This window comes from Actinomadura sp. K4S16, assembly GCF_008327685.1.
In the GTDB taxonomy this organism is placed as follows: Bacteria; Actinomycetota; Actinomycetes; order Streptosporangiales; family Streptosporangiaceae; genus Spirillospora.
In genome coordinates, this window is sequence record NZ_BDDE01000015.1 from 408,735 (window position 1) to 431,432 (window position 22,698).

At 69.5% G+C, this 22,698-nt stretch carries 22 protein-coding genes and 1 tRNA gene; 11 read left to right on the top strand and 12 right to left on the bottom strand.

From position 1 onward, the window contains the following. Positions 1–99 precede the first annotated feature (99 nt). Positions 100–720, bottom strand: coding sequence for a GNAT family N-acetyltransferase (locus K4S16_RS23070; RefSeq protein ID WP_149261257.1), 621 nt, complete (start codon positions 718–720; stop codon positions 100–102). A gap of 93 nt (positions 721–813) precedes the next feature. Beyond that, complete coding sequence (nagA, locus tag K4S16_RS23075; RefSeq protein WP_149261068.1) at positions 814–1,944, bottom strand: N-acetylglucosamine-6-phosphate deacetylase; 1,131 nt, start codon at positions 1,942–1,944, stop codon at positions 814–816. A 34-nt stretch (positions 1,945–1,978) separates the two neighbouring features. Between nagA and K4S16_RS23080 the strand changes: the two genes are divergently transcribed. Further along, the gene (locus tag K4S16_RS23080; protein WP_149261069.1) at positions 1,979–2,194 is read left to right on the top strand and encodes a hypothetical protein; all 216 of its coding nucleotides are present in this window, start codon (positions 1,979–1,981) and stop codon (positions 2,192–2,194) included. On the opposite strand, the gene K4S16_RS23085 is transcribed toward K4S16_RS23080, so the two are convergent. Genes K4S16_RS23085 through galU form a run of 4 tightly spaced genes read right to left on the bottom strand, consistent with a single transcriptional unit; the run spans position 2,191 to position 5,310 of the window. Further along, positions 2,191–2,676: a molybdenum cofactor biosynthesis protein B gene (locus tag K4S16_RS23085; protein WP_149261070.1), complete on the bottom strand. Its 486-nt coding sequence runs from the start codon at positions 2,674–2,676 to the stop codon at positions 2,191–2,193. The two genes, K4S16_RS23080 and K4S16_RS23085, sit on opposite strands and share 4 nt — an antisense overlap. Beyond that, positions 2,673–3,152, bottom strand: coding sequence for a cyclic pyranopterin monophosphate synthase MoaC (gene moaC, locus K4S16_RS23090; RefSeq protein ID WP_149261071.1), 480 nt, complete (start codon positions 3,150–3,152; stop codon positions 2,673–2,675). Before moaC ends, K4S16_RS23085 begins: the two co-directional genes overlap by 4 nt. Beyond that, positions 3,149–4,357 carry a gephyrin-like molybdotransferase Glp gene (glp, locus tag K4S16_RS23095; RefSeq protein ID WP_149261258.1) on the bottom strand — a complete coding sequence of 403 codons (1,209 nt, stop codon included), beginning with the start codon at positions 4,355–4,357 and terminating at the stop codon, positions 3,149–3,151. Before glp ends, moaC begins: the two co-directional genes overlap by 4 nt. 26 nt (positions 4,358–4,383) lie before the next feature. Next, positions 4,384–5,310, bottom strand: a complete 927-nt coding sequence (gene galU, locus K4S16_RS23100; RefSeq protein WP_149261072.1) for a UTP--glucose-1-phosphate uridylyltransferase GalU — start codon at positions 5,308–5,310, stop codon at positions 4,384–4,386. Between the two features lie 32 nt (positions 5,311–5,342). On the opposite strand from galU, the gene K4S16_RS23105 reads away from it, so the two are divergent. The 8 genes from K4S16_RS23105 (at position 5,343) to mscL (ending at position 13,711) form a co-directional block, all read left to right on the top strand. Further along, positions 5,343–5,924 (top strand): 5-formyltetrahydrofolate cyclo-ligase, encoded by a 582-nt coding sequence (locus K4S16_RS23105; RefSeq protein WP_149261073.1) that lies wholly within the window; start codon positions 5,343–5,345, stop codon positions 5,922–5,924. A 91-nt stretch (positions 5,925–6,015) separates the two neighbouring features. Continuing rightward, positions 6,016–7,005, top strand: coding sequence for an NAD(P)-dependent oxidoreductase (locus K4S16_RS23110; RefSeq protein WP_149261074.1), 990 nt, complete (start codon positions 6,016–6,018; stop codon positions 7,003–7,005). Between the two features lie 103 nt (positions 7,006–7,108). Continuing rightward, positions 7,109–8,593: a potassium/proton antiporter gene (locus K4S16_RS23115; RefSeq protein ID WP_149261075.1), complete on the top strand. Its 1,485-nt coding sequence runs from the start codon at positions 7,109–7,111 to the stop codon at positions 8,591–8,593. Positions 8,594–8,720: 127 nt separating this feature from the next. Next, positions 8,721–9,077 (top strand): FmdB family zinc ribbon protein, encoded by a 357-nt coding sequence (locus K4S16_RS23120; RefSeq protein ID WP_149261076.1) that lies wholly within the window; start codon positions 8,721–8,723, stop codon positions 9,075–9,077. Between the two features lie 393 nt (positions 9,078–9,470). Continuing rightward, positions 9,471–11,597 (top strand): MMPL family transporter, encoded by a 2,127-nt coding sequence (locus K4S16_RS23125; protein ID WP_149261077.1) that lies wholly within the window; start codon positions 9,471–9,473, stop codon positions 11,595–11,597. Between the two features lie 122 nt (positions 11,598–11,719). Then, entirely contained in the window at positions 11,720–12,547 is an 828-nt protein-coding gene (locus K4S16_RS23130) for an S-methyl-5'-thioadenosine phosphorylase (protein WP_149261078.1), read from the top strand. After that, on the top strand, positions 12,544–13,164 hold the full coding sequence (gene cpaB / locus K4S16_RS23135) for a Flp pilus assembly protein CpaB (RefSeq protein WP_149261079.1): 621 nt from the start codon (positions 12,544–12,546) through the stop codon (positions 13,162–13,164). Before K4S16_RS23130 ends, cpaB begins: the two co-directional genes overlap by 4 nt. Positions 13,165–13,291: 127 nt before the next feature. Continuing rightward, positions 13,292–13,711 carry a large conductance mechanosensitive channel protein MscL gene (mscL, locus tag K4S16_RS23140; protein WP_149261080.1) on the top strand — a complete coding sequence of 140 codons (420 nt, stop codon included), beginning with the start codon at positions 13,292–13,294 and terminating at the stop codon, positions 13,709–13,711. 16 nt (positions 13,712–13,727) lie between these two features. Here the strand turns inward: mscL and K4S16_RS23145 are convergent, their stop codons facing one another. Beyond that, positions 13,728–14,765 carry a D-alanyl-D-alanine carboxypeptidase family protein gene (locus tag K4S16_RS23145; RefSeq protein ID WP_149261081.1) on the bottom strand — a complete coding sequence of 346 codons (1,038 nt, stop codon included), beginning with the start codon at positions 14,763–14,765 and terminating at the stop codon, positions 13,728–13,730. Positions 14,766–14,847: 82 nt separating this feature from the next. Then, positions 14,848–15,282, bottom strand: coding sequence for a hypothetical protein (locus K4S16_RS23150; RefSeq protein ID WP_149261082.1), 435 nt, complete (start codon positions 15,280–15,282; stop codon positions 14,848–14,850). Positions 15,283–15,411: 129 nt separating this feature from the next. On the opposite strand from K4S16_RS23150, the gene K4S16_RS23155 reads away from it, so the two are divergent. Beyond that, positions 15,412–15,487 (top strand) — tRNA-Arg (locus K4S16_RS23155). 960 nt (positions 15,488–16,447) lie between these two features. Here the strand turns inward: K4S16_RS23155 and K4S16_RS23160 are convergent. The 3 genes from K4S16_RS23160 to K4S16_RS23170 form a co-directional block, all read right to left on the bottom strand. After that, positions 16,448–17,020, bottom strand: a complete 573-nt coding sequence (locus K4S16_RS23160; protein WP_149261083.1) for a hypothetical protein — start codon at positions 17,018–17,020, stop codon at positions 16,448–16,450. A gap of 21 nt (positions 17,021–17,041) precedes the next feature. Beyond that, on the bottom strand, positions 17,042–18,604 hold the full coding sequence (locus tag K4S16_RS23165) for a hypothetical protein (protein WP_149261084.1): 1,563 nt from the start codon (positions 18,602–18,604) through the stop codon (positions 17,042–17,044). A gap of 834 nt (positions 18,605–19,438) precedes the next feature. Next, entirely contained in the window at positions 19,439–20,041 is a 603-nt protein-coding gene (locus K4S16_RS23170; RefSeq protein WP_149261085.1) for a TetR/AcrR family transcriptional regulator, read from the bottom strand. Between the two features lie 122 nt (positions 20,042–20,163). On the opposite strand from K4S16_RS23170, the gene K4S16_RS23175 reads away from it, so the two are divergent. Further along, positions 20,164–21,579 (top strand): amidase, encoded by a 1,416-nt coding sequence (locus tag K4S16_RS23175; RefSeq protein ID WP_149261086.1) that lies wholly within the window; start codon positions 20,164–20,166, stop codon positions 21,577–21,579. 52 nt (positions 21,580–21,631) lie between these two features. Here the strand turns inward: K4S16_RS23175 and K4S16_RS23180 are convergent, their stop codons facing one another. Continuing rightward, complete coding sequence (locus K4S16_RS23180) at positions 21,632–22,618, bottom strand: acyl-ACP desaturase (RefSeq protein ID WP_149261087.1); 987 nt, start codon at positions 22,616–22,618, stop codon at positions 21,632–21,634. Positions 22,619–22,698: the final 80 nt, after the last annotated feature.

The following is a 22,698-nucleotide window of genomic DNA, read 5'->3' on the forward strand; positions in this document are numbered from 1 at the left end:
ATAAGGGGCGGTGTGTCGCGAGATCGATCTCGCCGTTACTCTCCGTTTGCCGGGACTTCTCGAACGGAGGATTCTTACGGCGGGAAAGTCATGGGCGGCTCAGGTGCGCCGGGGAAATGCCTGTTTCCGGTCCGCCAGCCAGCGGGCGCGCAGGCCACCGGGCACGTCCTCGACGGTGAGGGCGTAGCAGATGTGATCGCGCCAGGCGCCGTCGATGTGCAGATGGCGGCGACGAATTCCCTCTTCGCGGAAACCGAGTTTTTCGACGACCCGGCGGCTGGCGGTGTTCTCCGGACGGATATTCGCCTCGAGGCGGTGCAGGCCGACGGTGAAGAAACAGTGGTCGACGGCGAGGGCCACGGCGGTGGGAATGACGCCGCGTCCGGCGACGCGCTTGTCGACCCAGTAGCCGATCTGCGCGGACCGCGCCGAGCCCCAGACGATCGCGCCGACGGTGAGCTGGCCGGCGAACTCGTCCTCGTGGGTGACGACCCACGGGAGGGCGAGGCCGTGGCGGGCCTCGCGGCGCATGGTGTGGACCATGCTGATGTACGGGCCGAGGCCGCTGCGGAACAGCGGCGTCTCGGGGTTGGTGGGCTCCCACGGGCGGAGCCAGTCGGCGTTGCGGACCCGCAGCTCACGCCAGACGGCGGCGTCGCGGTGCCGCAGCGGGCGCAGCCCGACAGGGCCCTCGGTCAGGGTGACCGGCCATCCCCGCAAACGTTCCACGGTTCCATGATTCCCTGGTCGGATGTCTGAACGCCATCAATTGTCGCCGAGAAATCGGGCACGCGGGGCGTTCGGGCACGGCCGTCACACGCGTCGACCCTGTTTCATCACCCAGGCGATCTTCAGGTCGTCGTCCAGGACGGCCAGGTCCGCGTCCTTGCCGGGCTCCAGGGAGCCGACGCGGGAGTCGATGCCGAGCGCGCGCGCCGGGGTGAGGGACGCGGCCCCCGCGGCGCGTTCGATCGGCAGGCCGACGTCGGTGACGGCGCGGCGGAACGCGTCCGCCATGGTGATCGTGCTGCCCGCGATGGACGTCCCGCCCGCGAGGGTGGCGCGGCCGTCGCGGACCTCGACGTCCATCACGCCGAGGCGGTAGTCGCCGTCGCCCATCCCGGCGGCCGCCATCGCGTCGGTGATGAGCGCGACGCGGGGCGTGGCGGCGAAGGCGAGGCGGGCCACGGCGGGCTCCACGTGGACGCCGTCGTTGATCAGCTCGACGGTGACCCGGGGGTCGTTCAGGGCGGCGGCGACCGGGCCGCCCTCGCGGTGGTGCAGCGGGCGCATCGCGTTGAACAGGTGCGTCGCCACGCGGGCGCCCGCGTCGAAGGCGGCCCTGGCGGCCTGGCCGGTGCCGTCGGTGTGGCCGACGGCCGCGATCACGCCCGCGTCCACCGCCTCCCGGACGAGGTCGAGGGCGCCCGGCAGCTCGGGCGCGAGGGTGATCATGCGGACGTGCCCGCGGCCGAGGCGGACGAGCCGGCGGAACTCGGCGGGGTCCGGGTCGCGCAGCAGGGCCGGGTCGTGCGCGCCGCAGCGCGAGCGGGCCAGGTAGGGGCCCTCCAGGTGGACGCCCGCGAGCACGCCGTCGGCGGCGAGGTCGGCCAGGCCCTCGACGGCGCGGGCCAGTTCCTCCTGGTCGCCGGTGACGAGGCTCGCCATCGTGGTGGTGGTGCCGTGCGCGAGGTGGAAGGAGGCGGCCCGGTGGGCGTCGTCCGGGTCTCCGAGCTGGTAGGAGGCGCCCGCGCCGCCGTGGACGTGCATGTCCACGAAGCCGGGCACGACGTACCGCCCGTCGAGGTCGATCACTTCACCGGCGACGGGGGCGCCGGAGACGGTGCCGCGGGAGATGTGGAGGGCGCCGTCGCGGACGCCGTCCGGCAGGACGATCCGCGCGTTGGTCAAGGTGACGGCGCGGTCGTCGTCCGGCTTCGCCATGGCCCCCCCAATGCGCACATATGATCGATACTGATTGTTCCACGGCCGCAACGCTCAGGTAAGCACGGCCGGCATCCCCGTCCGCCCGCGGGAAAGGGCCCGGTGTGAGGACGGCTCCAAGGTCGGCCACCGCGCGTTCGCCCGCATCCGCGAACCGGAGGAGATCGACGTCCTGGTGACGGACGCGGCGGCTCCCGAGCCGGAGCTGGCCGCCTTCGCCGAGGCCGGCGTCCGCGTCATCCGCGCCTAGCTCGGCGGGCGGGGGTGGTCGCCGCCGTTGATCTGGTCGACCGCGTGGGGCAGGACCCGGGCCAGGACGGTCATGCCGTCGCGGACGCCGCCGGTCGAGCCGGGGAGGTTGACGATGAGGGTGCGGCCCGCGATTCCGGCCAGGCCGCGCGACAGGATCGCGGCGGGGACCTTGTCGCGGCCCTCCAGGCGGATGGCCTCGGCGATGCCCGGGACCTCCCGCTCGATGACCGCCCGGGTCATCTCGGGGGTCTGGTCGGTCGGGGTGAGGCCGGTCCCGCCGGTCGTGACGACGACGTCGTAGCCCGCGGCGACCGCGTCGCGCAGGACGCCGGTGACCGGTTCGCCGTCCGGGACGACGACGGGGCCGTCCACCTGGCAGCCGAGGTCCTCCAGCATCTCGACCAGCACCGGGCCGGACCTGTCCTCGTAGACGCCCGCCGCGGCGCGGTTCGAGACGGTGACCGCCATCGCCCTGATCATCGGCGCCACACCCCGGTCTTGCCGCCGGTCTTCTCCTCGACGCGGACGTCGGTGATGACGGCGGCGGGGTCGACGGCCTTCACCATGTCGACCAGCGCGAGCGCGGCGACGGTGACGGAGGTGAGCGCCTCCATCTCGACGCCGGTGCGGTCGGCGGTGCGGGTGACCGCGGTGATCGCGACGCCCTCGTCGCGGACGTCGAGGTCGACGGTGACGCCGTGCAGCGCGATCGGGTGGCACAGCGGGACGAGGTCGGGCACCCGCTTCGCGCCCATGATCCCGGCGATGCGGGCGACGGACACGGCGTCGCCCTTGGGGATGTCGCCGGAGCGCAGGAGGGCGACGCATTCGGGCGACAGCCGGACGAACCCCGTCGCGGTCGCCGTCCGGTTCGAGACGTCCTTCGACGACACGTCGACCATGCGGGCCGATCCCTTGTCGTCCAGGTGGGTGAACTCCGGACCCGTGGCGCTCATGACGGCAACCTCATGACCTCGACGTGCGAACCGGCGGGCAGGGCTTCGACGTCCTCGGGGATCTCGATGAGGGCGTTCGCGGACGACAGGGAGCCGAGCTGGTGCGAGCCCTGCACGTCGGCCGCCGTGACGGTGTGGAAGCCCCGGGTGGACGACAGCCTGCCCCGGAGGAAGTGGCGGAGCCCCGCGGGCGACTTGACGTCCTCGGCGAGGACGGCGCTCACGGTGGGAAGCGGTTCGGGCGGCAGCCCCTGCATGGCGCGTAGGGCGGGACGCACGAAAACCTGGAACGACACGTACGCGCTTACAGGGTTGCCAGGGAGAGTGAAGACGGGAGTGCCTTCCAGGAGGCCGAACCCCTGCGGCTTGCCGGGACGCATCCGCACCTTGTGGAAGCCCACCGTCCCGGTGCCGGTGAGCACTTCCTTGACGACGTCCTTGGTGCCCATGGAGACGCCCCCGGTGGTGACGATGGCGTCGGCCCGGACGAGCTGGTCGTGGAGCATCTCAAGGACCTTGGCGGGTTCGTCCTGCACGGTGGTCTGCCGGAAGCCCACCCCGCCCGCCTCGACCACGGCGGCGGTGAGCATGAAGCTGTTGGACTCCCAGATCTGGCCGGGCGCCAGGGACGTGCCGGGCTCGCGCAGCTCGTCGCCCGTGGAGACGACCACGATGCGCGGCTTCGGGCGGACCGTCACCCGGGACCGTCCGACCGCCGCGAGCATGCCGATCTGCGGGGCCGAGAGCCGGGTGCCGGCCTCGGCGACGACCTGGCCTGCGAGGACGTCCTCGCCCGCCCGGCGGATGTAGTTGCCCGGCGGGGCCGCGCGCGAGATACGGACGGTGGCGTTGCCGCCGTCCGTCCACTCGACGGGGATGACGGCGTCCGCGCCCGCCGGCAGGGGCGCGCCCGTCATGATCCGGGCGGTCAGGCCGGGCCGGATCGCCGCCACGCCGGAGTCGCCCGCGACGATGTCGCCGACGACGGGCAGCACGACGGGTTCGGCCTCGGTGGCCGCGGCGATGTCGGCCGCGACGACGGCGTAGCCGTCCATCGCGGAGTTGTCGAACGGCGGCAGCGGCACCGGCGCGGTCACCGGCTCGGCGAGCACCGTGCCCTGCGCCTCCAGCAGCGCCAGGTCAAGCGGCGGCAGCGCCGAGACGCTGCCGAGGATCTCCGTCAGATGCTCGTCGACCGTTCGCATTCCCACGGCCCCAGTCTGACGTGCCGTCACGAATCCGCGGCGTCGCCCACGCCGTCCTGGGTGCGGACGAACTCGCGCAGCCACGGGAGGAACTCCGGCGCCAGATCGGGCCGTTCCGCCGCGAACTGGACGACCGTCCGCAGGTACTCCAGCTTGTTGCCGGTGTCGTAGCGGCGGCCCCGGAACTTGACCCCGTAGACGCCGCCGCCCTGGTCGGCGGGCATGTCGGCGAGGGTGCGCAGCGCGTCGGTCAGCTGGATCTCGCCGCCGCGGCCGGGCGGGGTCTTCTCCAGGACGTCGAACACGGCCGGGTCGCAGACGTAGCGGCCGATGATGATCCAGTTGCTGGGGGCCTCCTCGGCGGCGGGCTTCTCGACGAGGTCGGAGATGCGGACGACGTCCTCCTCGTCCGTCGCCTCGATGGCCGCGCACCCGTACGCCGAGACCTGGTCGGGCTCGACCTCCATCAGCGCGATGACGCTGCCGCCGTGCTGGCCGCGCACCTCGATCATGCGCTGCAGCAGCTTGTCGCGGGCGTCGATCATGTCGTCGCCGAGCAGCACCGCGAACGGCTCGCGCCCGACGTGCTGGCGGGCGCAGTGCACCGCGTGCCCGAGGCCGCGCGGCTCGCCCTGCCGGACGTAGTGCATGATCGCCAGGTCGCTGGACTCGTGCACGGCGTCGAGGCGCTCGTCGTCGCCCTTCGCGCGCAGCGCCTCCTCCAGCTCGTAGGCTCGGTCGAAGTGGTCCTCGATGGACCGCTTGCTGCGCCCGGTGATCATCAGGACGTCGGACAGCCCAGCGTCGACGGCCTCCTCCACGACATACTGGATCGCCGGTTTGTCGACGATGGGCAGCATCTCCTTGGGAGTCGCCTTGGTCGCGGGCAAGAATCGGGTACCGAGGCCGGCCGCCGGGACGACCGCTTTGAGCACTGGTGCAATGTCGGCCATGTAATGACCCTAGTCATCCGCGAGGACCAAGCGTGCACGACATCGCTACGAAGACCGGCCTCCGGGCCGAACTGCTGGGACGACGTGCGGCGATGCCGCCAGAGGAGCGCCTCGGCGCGGCGCGTCCGATCCGGGACGCGCTGCTGTCGCTCCCGGAGGTGGAGATGGCCGGGACCATCGCGGCGTACGTGTCGATAGGCGACGAGCCGGACACCCGAAGCCTGCTGTTCGCGTTGTGGAAGCGCGGCACGTACGTGCTGGTCCCCCGCCTGCTCCCGGACGGCGATCTCGACTGGGCCTCCTACGAGGGCCCCGACTCGCTCGTGCCCGGGGCGCGCGGGTGCCTGGAGTCGTCCGAGCCGCCGCGCGGCCCCGGCGCCGTGGCCAGCGCGGACGTCGTGCTCGTGCCCGCGGTGGCGGTCGACCGGCGGGGCGTGCGCCTCGGCCGCGGCGGCGGGTCCTACGACCGGGCGCTCTCGCGCGTGGGCCCGGCCATCCTGACCGTGGCGCTGCTGTACGACGGGGAGTTGGTCGACAGCGTCCCGGCCGAGCCGCACGACCAGCGCGTCCGGGCCGCGGTGACGCCGTCCCGGGGGCTGGTCCGCCTGGGCTGACCTGCTCGCGGCGGCCGGCCTGCTCGTAGAGTGAGAGGGCCAAGATCGCGGCTGGGGGACGCGGTCGAGTACGCCCGACGGGAGGTTCGAGATGACGGCGCCGTGGCGGATCCTTTCCCTGCCCCCGATCGCGGACGAGATCGTCCAGGGGTTGCTCGCCCCGCTGGGAGACGCCGTCGAGGTGACGTTCCCGCGGACCAGGGACCGGGCGGGCCTGCTCGCCGCGCTGCCCGGCGCCGACCTGGTGATCGGCGACTTCACCGGTCGGCTGGCGCTGGACGCCGAGGCCGCGGCCGCCGCGCCGCGGGTCTCGTTCGTCCAGGTGCCCGCAGTCGGGACCGACAGCACAGACCTCGCCGCGTGGGCCGCCGCGGGCGTGCCCGTGGCGAACGCGGCGGGGTTCAACGCGCGCGGGGTCGCCGAGTGGGCGGTCGGCGCGGCGTTCGCGCTGTGCCGCAACCTCGCGTGGGGCGACCGCGCCGTCCGCGCGGGCGGCTGGCCGCAGATGGAGATGACGGGACGCAACCCGCGCGAGATCCACACGCAGCGGGTCGGCATCGTCGGGTTCGGCGCGATCGGCGCCGAGGCCGCGCGGCTGTTCGCGGCCCTGGGCTGCACCGTCTCGTACTGGACGAGGCGGAGGCGCCCGGAGGCGGCGGCGACGTACCGGGAGCTGGACGACCTCCTGGCGACGTCCGACATCCTCGTCCTCGCCCTGCCGCTCACAGAGGAGACGAGGGGGCTGATCGGCCCGGAGCGGCTGGCCCTGCTGCCGGACAGGGCGCTGCTGGTGAACGTGGCGCGCGGGGGCATCGCGCCTGACGACGCCGTACTGGCCGCACTGGATTCGGGACGTCTGGCGGGGGCCGCGCTGGACGTGTTCGAGCAGGAGCCCCTTCCGGAGGACCATCCGCTGCGCTCCCGTGAGGACGTCCTTCTGTCGCCGCACACGGCGGGGGGATCCGTGCAGTCGCAGCTGAACCTGCTCGGGATAGTGCGCGACAACGTCACCGCGGCCGTTCAGGGACGGGACGTAGCGAACGTGGTGAACGGGGTAAAACCACAGGTCATTCGGCGATAAGCGGCATCCCGGACACGCCGTCCCTCAACTGTAAATATGCGATCGGCCCGTGAATCTGTAGGATTCCTAAACGATCAAGTTTGACGACCTCGAAGGGTGGGATGTGCACCTCGACATCTGGCTACTCCTCGGGGCCACGCTGGTACTCAGCGCGATCGTCGCCGTCCGGCTGTCGCACCAGGCGGGCCTCCCCACGCTGCTGGCGTACATGGGCCTCGGACTCCTCATCGGCGAGTCGGGCCCCCTCCACATCCGGTTCGACAACGCGGAACTGGCCGAGACGCTCGGCCTCGCGGCCCTCGTGCTCATCCTCGCCGAGGGCGGCGTCACCACCAGCTGGCGGCGCATGCGGCCCTCGGTCCCCGCCGCCCTCAGCGTGTCCACCCTCGGCACCCTGATCAGCATCGTCGTCGTCGCGCTCGCCGCCATGTGGCTCGTCGGCATGGAATGGCGCTCGGCGTTCCTGCTCGCCGCCGTGCTCGCCCCCACCGACGCGGCCGCGGTGTTCTCGGTGCTGCGGCGGCTGCCCCTGCCGTCCCGGCTGACCGGGCTGCTGGAGGCCGAGTCCGGCTTCAACGACGCCCCCGTCGTGATCATCGTGGTCACGCTCAGCACCCACACCGGCGCCCCCAACCTGGCGGAGCTGCTCGGCATCATGGTGTACGAGCTGGTCGCGGGCGGGATCGTCGGCGTCGCGATCGGCTGGCTGGGCGCGCAGGCGCTGCGCCGCGTCGCGCTGCCCGCCTCCGGCCTCTACCCCATCGCCGTGCTGTCGCTGTCGATCGGCTCCTACGGGGCCGCCTCCCTGATGCACGCCAGCGGGTTCCTCGCCGTCTTCGTCAGCGCCCTCGTCCTCGGGAACTCGCGGCTCCCGCACCGCCCCGCCACACGGGGCTTCGCCGAGGGCGTCGGATGGCTCGCGCAGATCGGGCTGTTCGTGATGCTGGGCCTGCTGGCCGACCCCGGCGACCTGCCCGGCCACATCCTTCCCGCGCTCGTCGTCGGCTTCGTCCTGCTGCTGGTGGCCCGCCCGCTTTCGGTGGTGCTGTCCACGCTGGGCTTCGGGCTGTCGTGGGGCGAGAAGATGTTCGCGTCCTGGGCGGGGCTGCGGGGGGCCGTCCCGATCGTCCTCGCCACCATCCCGATGGTCGCGGACGTCGGGAACGCCGACCGGCTCTTCGCGATCGTGTTCAACATCGTCGTGGTGTTCACCCTGCTCCAGGGGCCGACGCTGCCGCTCGCGGCGCGGCTGTGCCGGCTGCGGAGCGACGAGCAGACCCGCGAGCTGGACGTCGAGGCGGCGCCACTGGAGGAGCTGCACGCCGACCTGCTGGAGGTGCGGATCCCCACCGACTCGATGATGAGCGGTGTGGAGATCTTCGAGCTGCGGCTGCCGCCCGGCGCGTCCATCACCCTGGTCGTGCGGGACGGGGCGAGCTTCGTGCCCGAGCCCACGACGCCCCTGCAGGCGGGCGACACGCTGCTGGTCGTGACCACCGCCGAGGTGCGCGAGGCCACCGAGCGCAGGCTGCGCGCGGTCAGCCGCAAGGGCAGGCTGGCGGGCTGGTTCGGGGAGAAGGGGACCTGACCCGGGCCATGCCCGGCCTGGGAACATCCCGGGGGCGAATCCTGTTCTCCGCATGGGTACCATTAGCAGTCGTCTAGAGTGAGTGCCAGTCCGGCCCGCCGCCGGGCTGAGGCAGCGAGGAGGAACCGTGCCGACGTATCAGTACGTTTGCACCGAGTGCGGCGAGCCTCTGGAGGTCGTGCAGAAGTTCAGCGACGACGCGCTGACCGAGTGCCCGGCGTGCAGCGGCAGGCTCCGCAAGGTCTTCTCCGCCGCGGGGATCATCTTCAAGGGCTCGGGCTTCTACCGCACCGACAGCCGCGGCTCCGGCAAGTCGTCCTCCACCGTGGGGGCCTCGTCCAACGGCTCGTCGAACGGGTCGTCCAACGGCTCTTCGAGCGACTCCGCCAAGTCGGACTCGTCCTCGTCGTCCGCCGACTCGTCGTCGTCCTCGTCGTCCTCGTCGTCCGGCAAGACGTCGTCCTCGACCGAGAAGGTCGCCTGACCTCGTAAGACCTCTCCGCACGCACCGGGGGGCCCGTCCGGGTCCCCCGGCTTTCGCCGTTCCTCCGAGCCGCCGCCTACGTCTCCCGGCGTAGGCGGCGGCTTTCGTTTGCCCCGGAAGAGGTAGTGCGGGTCCGTCCCCACGCCTGACGCGGCACCGCATACGTTTCGCGACCATGGATGAGACGAGGGGGCGGCCCCGGTCCGGCAGGACTCCTCCTCTCATGCGACTTGACTTAGCTCTACTTTAGAGAGACTCTCTTAACGAGAAGCTTATCCGGAGTGAGCCTTTCGAGGATTCGCGATAGTACTTGACATGTCTCGCCAGACGAGAGACTCTTTGGTCCAACGCGACATATCTCGATTTCGCCCGGTTGCACACAGGAGAGGAACCATGAGCGCACCTAGCCCGGCTCCCCCCAGGCCGCGGTCGTACCGCCTGGCCGGACTGATCGCCGGACGGCGTACCAAATGGGCCGTCCTGGCCCTCTGGATCGTCCTGCTGGCCGCCCTCGGCCCCCTCGCCGGCAAGCTCGGCGACGTCGAGAAGAACGACGCGGCCTCCTGGCTGCCCGCCGGGGCCGAGTCCACGCGGGTCGTCGAGTTGGAGAAGCAGTTCCGCAAGGACGAGACGATGCTCGCCGTCGTCGTCTACGAGCGGTCCGGCGGGATCACCGCGGCGGACAGGGCCAAGGCCGAGTCCGACCTGGCGGCCTTCCAGAAGCTGCCTGGAGCGCAGAAGGCGCAGGGGCCGTTCCCGTCCAAGGACGGCAAGGCCCTGCAGACCCTCGTGCCGCTGACGGACGAGGACCTCATCGCCGCCGTCGACCAGGCACGCGACCTCGCCGAGCGCGGGCCTCCCGGGCTGGCCTCGCACGTCACCGGTCCCGCCGGCGGCGGCGCCGACCAGTTCGAGGTCTTCCAGAGCCTGGACGGCTTCCTGCTCATCGCCGCCGGCCTCGTCGTCATCGTCCTGCTGCTGTTCATCTACCGCAGCCCCGTCCTGTGGTTCGTCCCCGTGCTCAGCGCCGTCTTCGCCTTGGGGCTGGCCCAGTCGACGGTGTATCTGCTCGCCAAGTACGCGGACCTCACCGTCAACGGCCAGAGCGCCGGCATCCTGACCGTCCTCGTCTTCGGTGTCGCCACCGACTACGCGCTCCTGCTCGTCGCCCGCTACAGGGAAGAACTCCACCGGCATGAGGACCGGCACGAGGCCATGGCGTACGCGCTGCACCGCGCCGCGCCCGCCATCATCGCCTCCGCCGCCACCGTGGCCGTCGGGCTGCTGTGCCTGATGCTCGCCGAGATGAACTCCACCGCCGGCATGGGCCCCGTCGCCGCCGCGGGCGTCCTCACCGCGCTCGCCGCCATGACGACCCTCCTGCCCGCACTCCTGGTCATCTGCGGCCGCTGGCTGTTCTGGCCCCTGATCCCCCGCTACGACGCCAAGTACCTGGAGCCCGAGGCCTACGAGGCCGAGCACGGCATCTGGAGCCGCGTGGCCGGGATGGTCGGGAAGCGCCCGCGCGCGCTCTGGGCCGCGACCATGCTCGGGCTGATCGTCCTCACCCTCGGCCTGGGCTCGCTCAAGGCGGACGGCCTGTCGGACGCGGGCCAGTTCACCGGCAAGCCCGACTCGGTGAAGGGCTCGGAGGTCGTCGCCCGGCACTACGCCGCCGGTTCGGGCGCGCCGGCCGTCGTCATCGGCAAGGCGCCGGCCTCCGAACAGATCGCCCAAGCCGTGCGGGGAACGGCGGGCGTCGCCGAGGTGAGCGCCCCGGTCACGGCGAACGGCGACGTCAAGTTCGAGGCGACGCTGAAGGACGCCGCCGACAGCCAGGCCGCACGCGAGACCATCGACCGCCTGCGGTCCGCGGTGCACGCCGTCCCGTCCGCGGACGCCAAGGTCGGCGGCATGACGGCGACGTCCCTGGACATCAAGCGCGCCTCGGCCCGCGACAACAAGGTGATCATCCCGATCGTGCTGGGCATGGTGCTCCTCATCCTCATCGCGCTGCTGCGCGCCCTCGTCGCGCCGCTGCTGATGATGGGCACCGTGGTGCTGTCGTTCCTCGCCTCGCTCGGCGCCTGCGCGGTGATCTTCGAGCACGCCTTCGGATTCGAGGGCACCGACTCCGGGTTCCCGCTGCTGGCCTTCATCTTCCTGGTCGCGCTGGGGGTCGACTACAACATCTTCCTGATGCACCGCGTCCGGGAGGAGTCGCAGACGCTCGGCACGCGGCGCGGCATCCAGCGGGGCCTCACCGTCACCGGCGGTGTCATCACCTCGGCCGGCCTCGTCCTCGCGGCCACCTTCGCGTCCATGGTCACGCTGCCGCTGGTGTTCATGGTCGAGATGGGCTTCGCGGTCGCGTTCGGCGTCCTGCTCGACACCCTCGTCGTCCGGTCGCTGCTGCTGCCCGCCCTGTCCTACGACATCGGGCGGCGGATCTGGACGCCGGGACGCCTCGCCAAGGAGGCGCCGACGGAACCGGCCAAGGTGCTGGACCCGGTCGGCTGACGTCGTCGGACGCGGAGAGGGGCCCGGCTCCGGCCGGGCCCCTCGCCCGCTCCGCCGCGGAGTTATCCACAATCGGTGGACGGCCTGCCGGGGACGGCGCCCGGGTGGCTAGGGTCGGCGACATGTCCACTTCGGCTTCCGCGTCCCAACCCGCCGCCGAGATCGGCGTCATCGGCGGCTCCGGGTTCTACTCGTTCCTCGACGACGTCGAGGAGGTGCGGGTCGACACCCCCTACGGCCCGCCGAGCGACCCCATCGCGATCGGCGAGTTGGCGGGCCGCCGCGTCGCGTTCGTCCCCCGGCACGGCCGCGACCACCGCTTCCCCCCGCACAAGATCCCCTACCGGGCCAACATGTGGGCGCTGCGGTCCCTCGGCGTCCGCCAGGTGCTCGGGCCGTGCGCGGTCGGCTCCCTCACCCCCGACCACGGGCCCGGCACGCTGGCCGTCCCCGACCAGCTCGCCGACCGGACGTCCGGGCGCGACCAGACCTACTACGAGCACGGCGCCGCCGTCCACGTCTCCTTCTCCGACCCCTACTGCCCGACGGGCCGCCGTGCCGTCGCCGAGTCCGCGCGCGCCTCGGGGTGGGAGCCGGTCGACAGCGGCACCCTCGTCGTCATCGAGGGCCCCCGCTTCTCCACCCGGGCCGAGTCCCAGTGGTTCGCCTCGCAGGGGTGGACGCTGATCGGGATGACCGGCCACCCGGAGGCCGTCCTCGCCCGCGAGCTGGCGCTCTGCTACACCTCGCTCTGCCTCGTCACCGACCTCGACGCGGGCATCGAGGAGGGCGAGGGCGTCACGATGGAGGAGGTCCTGCGCGTCTTCGGCGACAACATCGACCGGCTCCGCGGGGTCGTCGCCGACGTCGTCAAGGCGCTGCCCGCCGAGCGCTCCTGCCCCTGCCCCAACGTCCTGGACGGCATCAAGCTCCCCCTGGAACTGCCGTGAGCGTCCGCTTAGCCCGCCTGCGGCGGCCGCTGGCGGCGCTCTTCGCCGCGGCCGCCGCGGGCCTCGCGCTCCTGGCGCTCCGGCCCGGGGCGCCGCCCTCCGTCCGCGTCCTCGCCGCCGCCCGCGACCTGCCCGCCGGAACGCCACTCGCCCCATCCGACCTGCGGGGCCTCGACCTGCCGGCGGCCGCCGTCCCGGCGGGCGCGCTCCGCTCGGGCGGCGCCGGCCGCGTCCTCGCCGGGCCCATGCGCCGGGGCGAGCCCCTCACCGACGCCCGCGTCGTCGGCTCGGGCCTCCTGCGCGGCCAGGGCCCCGGCACGGTCGCCGCGCCGGTCCGCCTGGCCGACGCGGGCGCCGCCCGCCTCGTCCGCCCCGGCGACCGCGTCGACGTCCTGACCGCCCCTTCCGAGCCCGCCACGGGCGAACCACCCGGCACGGGGCGCCGCTGGGAGGCGTCCCGCATGGTGGTGTCGGACGTACCGGTCATAGCGGTCCCGCCCCCGGCGGAGGACGGGCCCCAGAACGGCGCACTGGTCGTCCTGGCGACCGACCGCCCCCAGGCGGCGGCCCTCGCCGGGGCCGGCGCCCCACTCGCCCTGACGATCACCGGCCCCTGACCTGAGAGCGCAGGTCAGCGGTCCGGAAGGCGACTTGGCGAATCGTGGACGACTTCAATACGATCCGTAGCCGTTTCCGGCGCCCTCTCAGCCAGGGGCGCCACCCCCGACACCCCCTGGAGCCGTTATGAGCGGATTCAAGAAGTTCCTCTTCCGCGGGAACCTGGTCGACCTCGCCGTGGCGTTCGTCGTCGGAGCGGCGTTCGCCGGCCTCGTGAAGGACTTCGCGAGCTCCTTCATCACCCCGCTGATCGCGCTCCTCGGCGGCAAGCCCGACTACACCCGGCTGGCCGTCACCGTCGACGGCACCACGTTCCCCTACGGCGTGTTCGTGACCTCGGCCATCGCGTTCTTCATCACGGCCGTGATCGTCTACTTCCTGGTCGTGCTCCCGACGGCCAAGCTCATCGAGCGGATGGACCGCGGCAAGGAGGCCACCGAGCGCGAGTGCCCGCAGTGCCTCAGCGACATCCCGGTGAAGGCCCGCCGCTGCCGCTACTGCACCGCGGAGGTCGTCCCCGCCAACGAGGTCCCGACCTCCCCCTGACGGCGGGCCGCGAGGCTCACCCTTCCTCGGTCCCGAACTCCCAGTGCCAGGGCTCGAACGGGTTGCTGTAGGCCCATGCCGGGTGGATCCACCCGTACTTCCCGGCGTGGGCCTCCATCCAGTTGAACTGGGCGGAACCCGAGTTCTGCACACCGCCGCACAGGTCGAGGGCCTGCCCCTTGCCGTGGTTGCTCGTCCCGGGCACGGCGGCGAAGCCTGGCCGCTGCGCGTACACGCGGTGCTGCTCGGACAGGCTCCGGTAGGCGTCCGTCACGCACATGTCGCGGCCGAAGCTGCGCTTGTACGCCTCGTTCAGCTTGTAGAAGGAGAGGGCGGCGTCCGCCCGCAGCATGTGCCCGCCCTTCTGCGGCAGCGGGCACAGGTACTTCGACGGGATGAGCCCGTTGGGGAACTTCTTCGCGTCCTTCGCCAGCGACTTGTCGCACCCGAGTTCGAGCCGCTTCTGCCGCGTCGTCGCCAGCTTGTCGAGCATCGCGTTGAGCTGCTTCGTCAGCTGCGCCGACCGGTTCTTCAACCCGTCCACCTCCTGCTGGAGGCGGGTCTGGTCGACCGCGTTGCGCGACTGCAGCTCCTGCGCCGCGGAGGCCAGCCGCTTCCGGCGGTCCTGCAGCTCGTCGGCACGGTCCACGAGCGCCTGCTGCGACCTCGCCATCAGCGTCACGTCCGCCGTCGACCGCAGCGCCGTGCTCGGGTCGCCGCCCCCGAAGATCGCCATCGAGCCGGCCGCGCCGCTCTGCTGGTAGGAGGTGTTCGCGAGCCTGGACAGCGGCTCGCGGATCCGGTTCAGCTCCGCCTCGGCGCCGGCGAGGTCCTTCAGGGTGGTGCGCAGCTTCACCTGCGAGGCGGCCAGAGTCTTCTTCCGGCCTTCCATCTGCTTCGTGGCCTTCTCGAGCTCGGTGCGCGCCTTCGCCGCCTCGCGGCGCAGCGACTCGAGCGGGTCGGCCCCCGCGGCCGCGTTCGCGGCGCCGGACGGTGAGAGCGTCACCATCACCAGGAAGACCGCGGTCAGCGCCGCCGACCTGGGGTACGGCACGGTGGTTTTCCTCCTGATGCCCAGAATCGGATCAGCGCGAGAACGCTACTACAGGTTCTACGATGACCTGTCCGTAACCGGTTCAGCGACCTCGGTGATGTTCACACCACCGGCGCATCCACCACACGTCCTCCCACCCCGCAGGGCACGGACGCCCTGGTACGGAGGTGGACGGCGACGGCGCGGGCCTCGCCTTGCGCGGCGGCGTCACCGCCGGCCTGGGCGCCCGCTTCGGCGGCTTGGTCGCCACCTGCGGCTCCGCCTCCGGAGGCACGTACCTCCCGAACGTCGGCTCGCCCTCCGGCGCCGGCGACGTGCTCTCGGCGGACCGTCCCGCCGACTCGGGCCGCTCCCGCACGGGCTCGTCACGCAGCCCGAACGCGATCACGGACGCGACGAGCACGGGCACCGCGAACGCCGCCGCGACGACCGCGACCCGCCTCCCGCGCGGCGGGTCCTCGCCCGCCGGCTCCTCGGCGCCCTGGTCCTTCGGCTGCCCACGATGCCGTCCCGTCACGGGACGGAAGCGTACCCACACCGCCCCCGCGCGGCCTAGTGCGCGGCGGCATAACGGGGAGCGGACACCACTCACCTTCCTCTACCCTGTAGGTGCCGTCCGCTACGCTCTACCCGCGAGCGACGACACGCCTCCGTAGCTCAGGGGATAGAGCACCGCTCTCCTAAAGCGGGTGCCGCAGGTTCGAATCCTGCCGGGGGCGCCACCCACCAGCCCCACCAAGCCCCTGACCAGTACACCGGGTCGGGGGCTTACTGTTGCATTCAAATTGCCCGCGGCCCCTGTGCGCCCACTGCGGTTGGCCGGTCCCCGCGTTCACAGGCGAGAGGGCGGCTTCCATGGAAACCCGGAAGATGTGGTGACCTGAGCGCCGACTCGCTAAACCTGACCCTGAACGCTTCGCCTGCGGAACGGCTCACCCCGCACGAGGCAGGGCATATGTTCTCGCACTCGAGCGCTCTGCCTCTGCCGAGGAACCTGGCGGCTGTCGACGAACGCAAGACCGCCTAAGCCGTCCGGGCGATGAAGCCGGCGGGCGGGGTTCTGAACAGAAGAGATCTCCGCCCTGATGCAGGGCGACTGGTACTCCGAGGACGGGCGAACCGTCCATGGCGGCGTCCAAGCCCTCGGCTACAAGAAGGGCGACCGTACCGTGGGCCGCCATGTAGCGATGGTCGACCCGGGCGTCTGGACGGGTGACGTTTCAAACCCCGGCGACTCCGAGGGTTGGTCTGCCCTCGTGGCCGGTCCCCTGATGCTCGGCCTCACGCTGACGGCGTTGGGCGGGGTCTGCTTCTGGAGCGCGAGCCGTAGACTCCGTCGCTGAGACACCTCCCCTAGGCAATGCACGATCACGCGGTGTGATCTTTACTGCGCCGCATGGGTGCAGAGGGTGGCGGCGCGCGACCGCTGGGGCGAAGCCGCGTGAGATCGCACGTCAAGGCCTGGTTATTTCACAGAGGCAAAGGCCGACCGCGCGGTCACATCTTCCCTCTTTTTGGTAACCCACCTGGCCGCATCCGGACGTCAATGATCGTCTACGGTTGCCGAGTATGAATACGACGCCGTCTTATGCGACAAGCTCACCGTCCGATGGAGTCTAGACCACAGCGAGCACACGCGCCGCCGTGCGGCAAGATTTCAACGGGGCCGATTGATACACCTATCAGGAAACCACCCTCTTGCATTTGGACAAGAAGGAAGAGAGTTGCGGCACCAACTCCAAGGCTGTGTCCGCAAAAAACAAGAGATCATTCCAATCGGTGTAAAGTTTCTTGGAAAGATACTCCAATGCCTCCGCCGCGGAACCGCTTTTACGAAGCACGGCCACAGGAATCTTATAATCAATAAGAGCCGGCAGACACTCTTCGAGAGTCCCGTCACCACCAGTGATCACTATCAGTCCTCGGCAGCGACTAACATGATAAACATTCCTCATGGGATAGTCGAAGTCGGTTCGGATTACTTCGTCTACATCGGCCTCGACAGATTCGCCCACTTTGTCCATTTCTTCTTGTCGAGGCAGGTAGATGCGAACCTTTCCACGCACGTCAATGGACTGATAGCCGCTGATCACATGGCCCGAGATGCCCGTCCCCGGGCCGGTGGTCAAATCGAAGCCAGCGGATGCCAGCTGTCGGCCTACTTCAAAGGCCTGCTCGGCGTAACGAGCCGCTTTTGTCGAACTCCATGTGCCGGCAACAAAGATCTGTTCTGGCGGCGCAGCATCGTACGTCATTTACAACACGCCTTCCGCGGATTACTCAAAAAAACGTCGAAGGAGAGCCGTCGTCTTCCTGGCACGAAGAATCAGCAGTGATCCAACAGTGAGGGAGACGAGACACAGCAGACGAAAAGTATACAAGCTCAAATCTAGATCACGCAACCAAGCTTGACTTTGCTTCGCATTTCGCATGTCGCGGTACAATCCAATGCTGTTGCTTGAATGGACCGCAGCGGAATCGATCACTTCGGGTATAGGGACCAAGAGGAGGAAAGGTGCCAAAGCTCCTACGAGAAGGACAACCTGAAGAATCTGCAAAGATCTCTGCATCCGCAGAGATGCCGCTTGTGCAAAGTTTTCATACGATCGCCCCAACTCTCGGACAGCGTGCTCGAGAACCTCGGGGGCCCTCCGAAGGGGATCTTCCTTGAGACTGGTGACGGTCGAAGAGATCAGCGTTGTTCGGAGGCGTTCCAACATGGACACATCGTGTGCCACCCCTGCTTCTATGCAGAAGACGTCATGAGGGGGGCGGTAGGCGGCCACCTTTCCTTCGTCGATGCGGTTTCCCAACTCTATTCCAGCGCGCAGCGTATCCACGGCCCGCATACGACGCCCATAAGAATAGTACGAATCCTCATCCAATTCACGAATGCGGCGAACGTCGCTCGTATAGGTGAACTGATCTTCGAACTCCAAATACCTCCAGAGACGCGTATAGTGATTCACCCACAAATAGGAATAGTATCTCGCAACGATTTCGACCGACTCGGAATTCCATTCTTCAGTCGTTCGGATCATCATGCGCGGATTGAGTATCCCTTGGTGATATGAGTAGGCAGGAAAGACGATACTGCAGAAAGGTTTGTCGGGTGACGACTGAAGGGAGATTCGATCAAACCCTCTCTGCTGACTTCGCCTATAGTCCCCTGAGGGATCGTTCGTGAACTCGAAATCGCCCTCCGAAGGAGTTAGATCGGCCACGGCCTGCACTACGGTTGTGAGACGGCGTCGTTTATAAGCACACCAATCTGCACCCTCGAATCGGCCTTCGTCATTCGCCCAACGCTTGACGTCCCTAAGCGACTTCTTTATCGCCAGGTCGAGCTGATTGGAGATTCCAGCCTTGCTGACTAACGTCTCTCCATCATCGAGAGTGATCTCGAACCCATCGAATTTGATGACGTGGGGATTTGTTCTCTCGTTCTCCACAGCGTGCCCGGCATTATTCAGATAGCGATATACCCTAGCGATGCTAGCCTGATCCCAGGGCTTCGCCCTAAGCCGCAACACTGCTTCGAGAGGTATGTTCTGGGTTATATGGTCCATTGCGGTCGCCAGTTCCCTCTCTACGAGAGCCGGACTGACCACACCACTTACAAAATGCCTCTTCAGTACAAGAATCCAGCCCAAGCCAATAAATGAGACTCTCAGATTTGTGCTTTGGTCTATGGGTTCTTCAAAAGTTACCCAATCCCAGTATTCACTTGTCGGACCGATATATTTGCGCATCCACACCATGGAGCGCTTCAGCGAGTCGGCCGTTTCGGTGCGCTGCTGCGGAAGCATGTCGAGGAGAGCTTGGGCCACATCGAGCATAGCTTCCACACTATCCGCTGGAATGAATTCCTCTAGTGCGATCATTCTGACATCAGTGTTAAAACCCATGGGACCCTTGCCTGGCTTCGATCGCGTACTACCCTGGACATCTAATTGGCCCCAGAGTAAGGCATCGGAGCGTCACACCTGTAGCTCCATGCCATCGCTGTCCGGTAGCAGCCACATGCCCTGTGGCTATGTAACATGCACCGGCCTCAATTCGATGCATCGCGCTGGGGTCAAGAAATGATCTTCAATCAAGGGCCATAATCTGCATCGCTTCCGTCACACTCAAGGTTGGTTCCTGAACACAGAATTTCAAGATCTCGTCCCGCTGCACACCAGACCGGTCGGGGCGGCGAACCTGGAACTACGTTCGGGGCGACTCCGCGCCCTACCCATCGGTCCGCTCGCCGGTCGTGTGCTTCCGCAACGGTCATGAGGACAGATCTCAGACAGCGAAGGGGCCGAGCGAAACCCCTCTCGTGATCGCTTTTAACTGCGATCTTCTCAGCGTTTCGGCCCTGCCGCCTTCAGCAGGACCTGCGGTCCACAGGGACCATAACTCCGTCCCCTTCCTGCCCTTTACAACCCGGTCGGCTAGGTTCTTGACGCACACTGAGGGAGTTCGGCGCAGCCGAATGCGGTCCGGATCGAACACTGGCCGCAGCAACACGCCTGGCGCATCGTCTGCTAGCACGGATCTTGTATTGGGCCGCCTGCGCACGACCGGGTTGGAGGCGAGGCGATATCTCTACAAGGGGATGGTTCGTTGTGCGGGAACGCGGAGGTCCGGTCGGCTGTCGTTTCGCATTTCGTTCGGACACCTGGAAGTCAGGAGGCTGGAGCAGTTGCTATCCAGAGGGTGGTCAGGTGGGTGTGGAAGACGTCGTGGGCCTCTTGGGGGGTTAGGTGGCCTATGAGGACGTGGGTGGTGAGGCCGTCTGCGAGGGCTAGGAGGGTGCGGGCCTCGCGTTGCGGGTCGAGGGAGGCGGCGGCCTCGCCGGCTTCCGAGATGAGGCTGGTGAACGCCTCCTGCAGGGCTGCGTAGTTCCTTTTCAGCGTGTCGGCGAGGGGCGTGCTGACGGCCGCCTGGGCTACGAAGGCGAGCCAGACTCTGGCCTCGGCGCGGTGCTCCTCCCTGAGCAGTGAGACCTCGGTGACCGCATGGCCCAGGGCGGTGCCGGGCGACTGGGCCGGGCTCCTGACCAGGCGGGCCTGTACGCGCTCGTTGATCCGCTCGCTGATGTGCCCGAGCGCGAAGACGAGCATCTCTTCCTTCGTACGGAAGCACCGTTGAACCGCGCCCATGGACACCTGCGCGCGGGCCGCGACGTCGCGGAGCGTCACGCCTTCCAGGCCGCGTTCGTCGGCGAGGCTGCAGACGGCCTCGGCGATGAGGCGGCGCCGGCTCACGTGATCCACCTGTTTGGGCATGCCTCTCCTGCGCTCCGACGGTGCTCGCTTCGCGGCGCATTTTATTCGATGCGCTCGTATCGGTTCCAGGGTACGGTCAGGGTTCCGATGCGAGCGCATCGGTACGTGGGGAGGGAAGTGCCATGCAGGACGCCCTGTGGAAGATGTCGGCCCCCGCCCAGGCGGAGGCCGTGCGCGGAGCGCAGGTCTCCGCCGTCGAACTGGTCGACAGCCACCTCGACCGCATCGCCGAGGTCAACCCGCAGGTGAACGCGGTCACGCAGCTCCTGGCGGGGCGCGCACGCGAGGCCGCGGAACGGACGGACCGCCGGCGGGCCGCCGGTGAAGCGCTGGGACCGCTCGCGGGCGTGCCGTTCACCGTGAAGGAGAGCACCGCCGTCGAAGGCGTACCGACCACGTTCGGCACGGAGCGCTTCCGGGATCTGGTGGCGCCGGCCGACGCGCCCCCGGTGGCGCGGCTGCGCGCGGCCGGGGCCGTCCCCATCGGGCACAGCAACATCCCCACGCTGATCCTGGCGGGGATGCACACGCGCAGCGAGCTGTTCGGCGACACGGTCAATCCGTGGGACGCCAGCCGGACCCCGGGCGGCTCCAGCGGAGGCGACGCGGTGGCCGTCGCCACGGGCATGGCGGCGCTCGGCCTCGGCAACGACTCCGGGGGCTCGGTGCGCGTACCGGCCCAGTTCTGCGGCGTGGCCGGGCTGAAGCCGTCCACGGGGCGGTTTCCGGCGGACCACCGCGTCCTCGGCCCGGACGATCCGGGCCCGGCGTCCCAGATGCTGGTCACCGACGGCCCGCTGGCCCGGTGCGTGGGCGACCTGAGGCTGGTCTACGAGGTGCTGGCCGGCACCGATCCGCGAGACCCCCGGGCCGTGCCGGTGCCCGCGTACGGCGAAGCGCTGCCCGGGCCGCTGAAGGTCGCGGTGGTGGCGGACCCCGGCGAGCACGGCGTCCACCCCGCGGTCCGCGGAGCCATCGAGACCGCGGCCGGCGCACTCCGCGACGCCGGTTACGACGTGCGCGAAGTGCCGGACGTACCGCGGCTGGACGAGGCTCTGGAGGCGTACGGCCGCATCACCGTGACCGAGTTCGCCCCGACCTGGCCGGTGGTGCGCAAGCTGCTCGGCGAGGGCGGGGACCGCTACATCGGGATGGCGATGGAGCGGACCCCGCCCGCGAGCGCGGAGGAGTTCATGAAGCTGATGGGCACCTGGATGGCGATCCGCCGCTCGTGGGCCGAGTTCCTCGACGCGTACCCCCTGCTGCTCGGCCCTTCGTTCACCGAGCCGCCGGTCGAGCCGGGGCTGGAGTCGCGCGACGGGGCGGGGCGCGACCGGGTCGGCGCGGGACTGCGCCTGTGCAGCGTGACCAGCTTCGTGGGCGTGCCCGGTGTGGCCGTGCCGACCGGCGTGGTCGACGGGCTCCCCACCGGAGTGCAGATCGTCGGGCGCGCGTTCCGGGAGGACCTGTGCCTGGACGCGGCTCAGGCCATAGAGGACCGGCTCGGAGTCCTCACCCCGGTCGACCCGCGCATCTGAGTCCGAGCTGATTGAGTTCTCTGGTCATCGGCGGAGGTGCGCAGCCCCGTTCTCAGTCCTGCCTGCGGGCTGCCTGGCGGGCGCGGCGTTCGGCGCGGCGCTCCTCGAATCGGGTGGCCGCGGTGTTCAGGGTTTCCAGGTGCGCCGCGAGTCGCTCGCGGGCCGCCTCTCCGGCCGGTCCGAGGTCGGTGCGGTCGTGGACCCGCCAGTACCGCAGGACCGGCTTGAGGACGGTGTCGTGGTGCAGCCGCAGGTCGTAGATCCCCGCGTTCGCGATGGCGACCGACTTGCGCCAGAACCCGTCGATGGCGTGGCCGGGCATCTGGAACCCGGTGACCACGTCGGCGACCGCCCGCATCGTCTCGTCCGGCGCCGCCTCGAAGGCCGCCGCGATGACGTTGCGGTAGAAGACCATGTGGAGGTTCTCGTCGGACGCCACTCGCGCCATGAGCTGCTCGCAGACCGGATCGCCCGACACCTGGCCGGTGTTGCGGTGCGACACCCTGGTGGCCAGCTCCTGGAACGACACGTACGCGAGGCCGCGCAGGAGGCTTTCTCCATGGTCGGGCTGGTATCCGCCCTGCATGTGGGCCATCCGGTACCGTTCGAGCTCCTCGGGGTCGACGGCACGGGTGACGGTCAGGTAGTCGCGGATCACGATGCTGTGCCGGGCCTCTTCGGCGGTCCACCGGTTCACCCAGAAGCCCCAGGCGCCGTCACCGCCCATGATGTGGGAGATGGCGGAGTGGTAGTAGGGCAGGTTGTCCTCGGTCAGCAGGTTCACCAGCAGCGCCTCCCGCGACTGCGGGGACACGGTGGAATCGCCCGGCTCCCAGCCCTCGCCGCCCAGGAACTCGAAGTCGCGTCCCCGGCTCCACGGCACGTACTGGTGAGGGGACCAGTCCGTGGCCGCCGACAGATGCCGGTCCACCTCGGCTGCGACGACCGGCTCGAGGTCGCGCAGCAACGCGGTCTCGGACGCCGGAAAGCAGTCTGCGGGACGAGAACCGGCGGAGTCGGCGTCGGGCGTGGCGGGCATGGCACAGACCTTTCGGGACGGGAACGACGTCGATCCGGCCTGTCGCGGCCGGACCGGTCCAGCGGACCGACCAAGGCTCT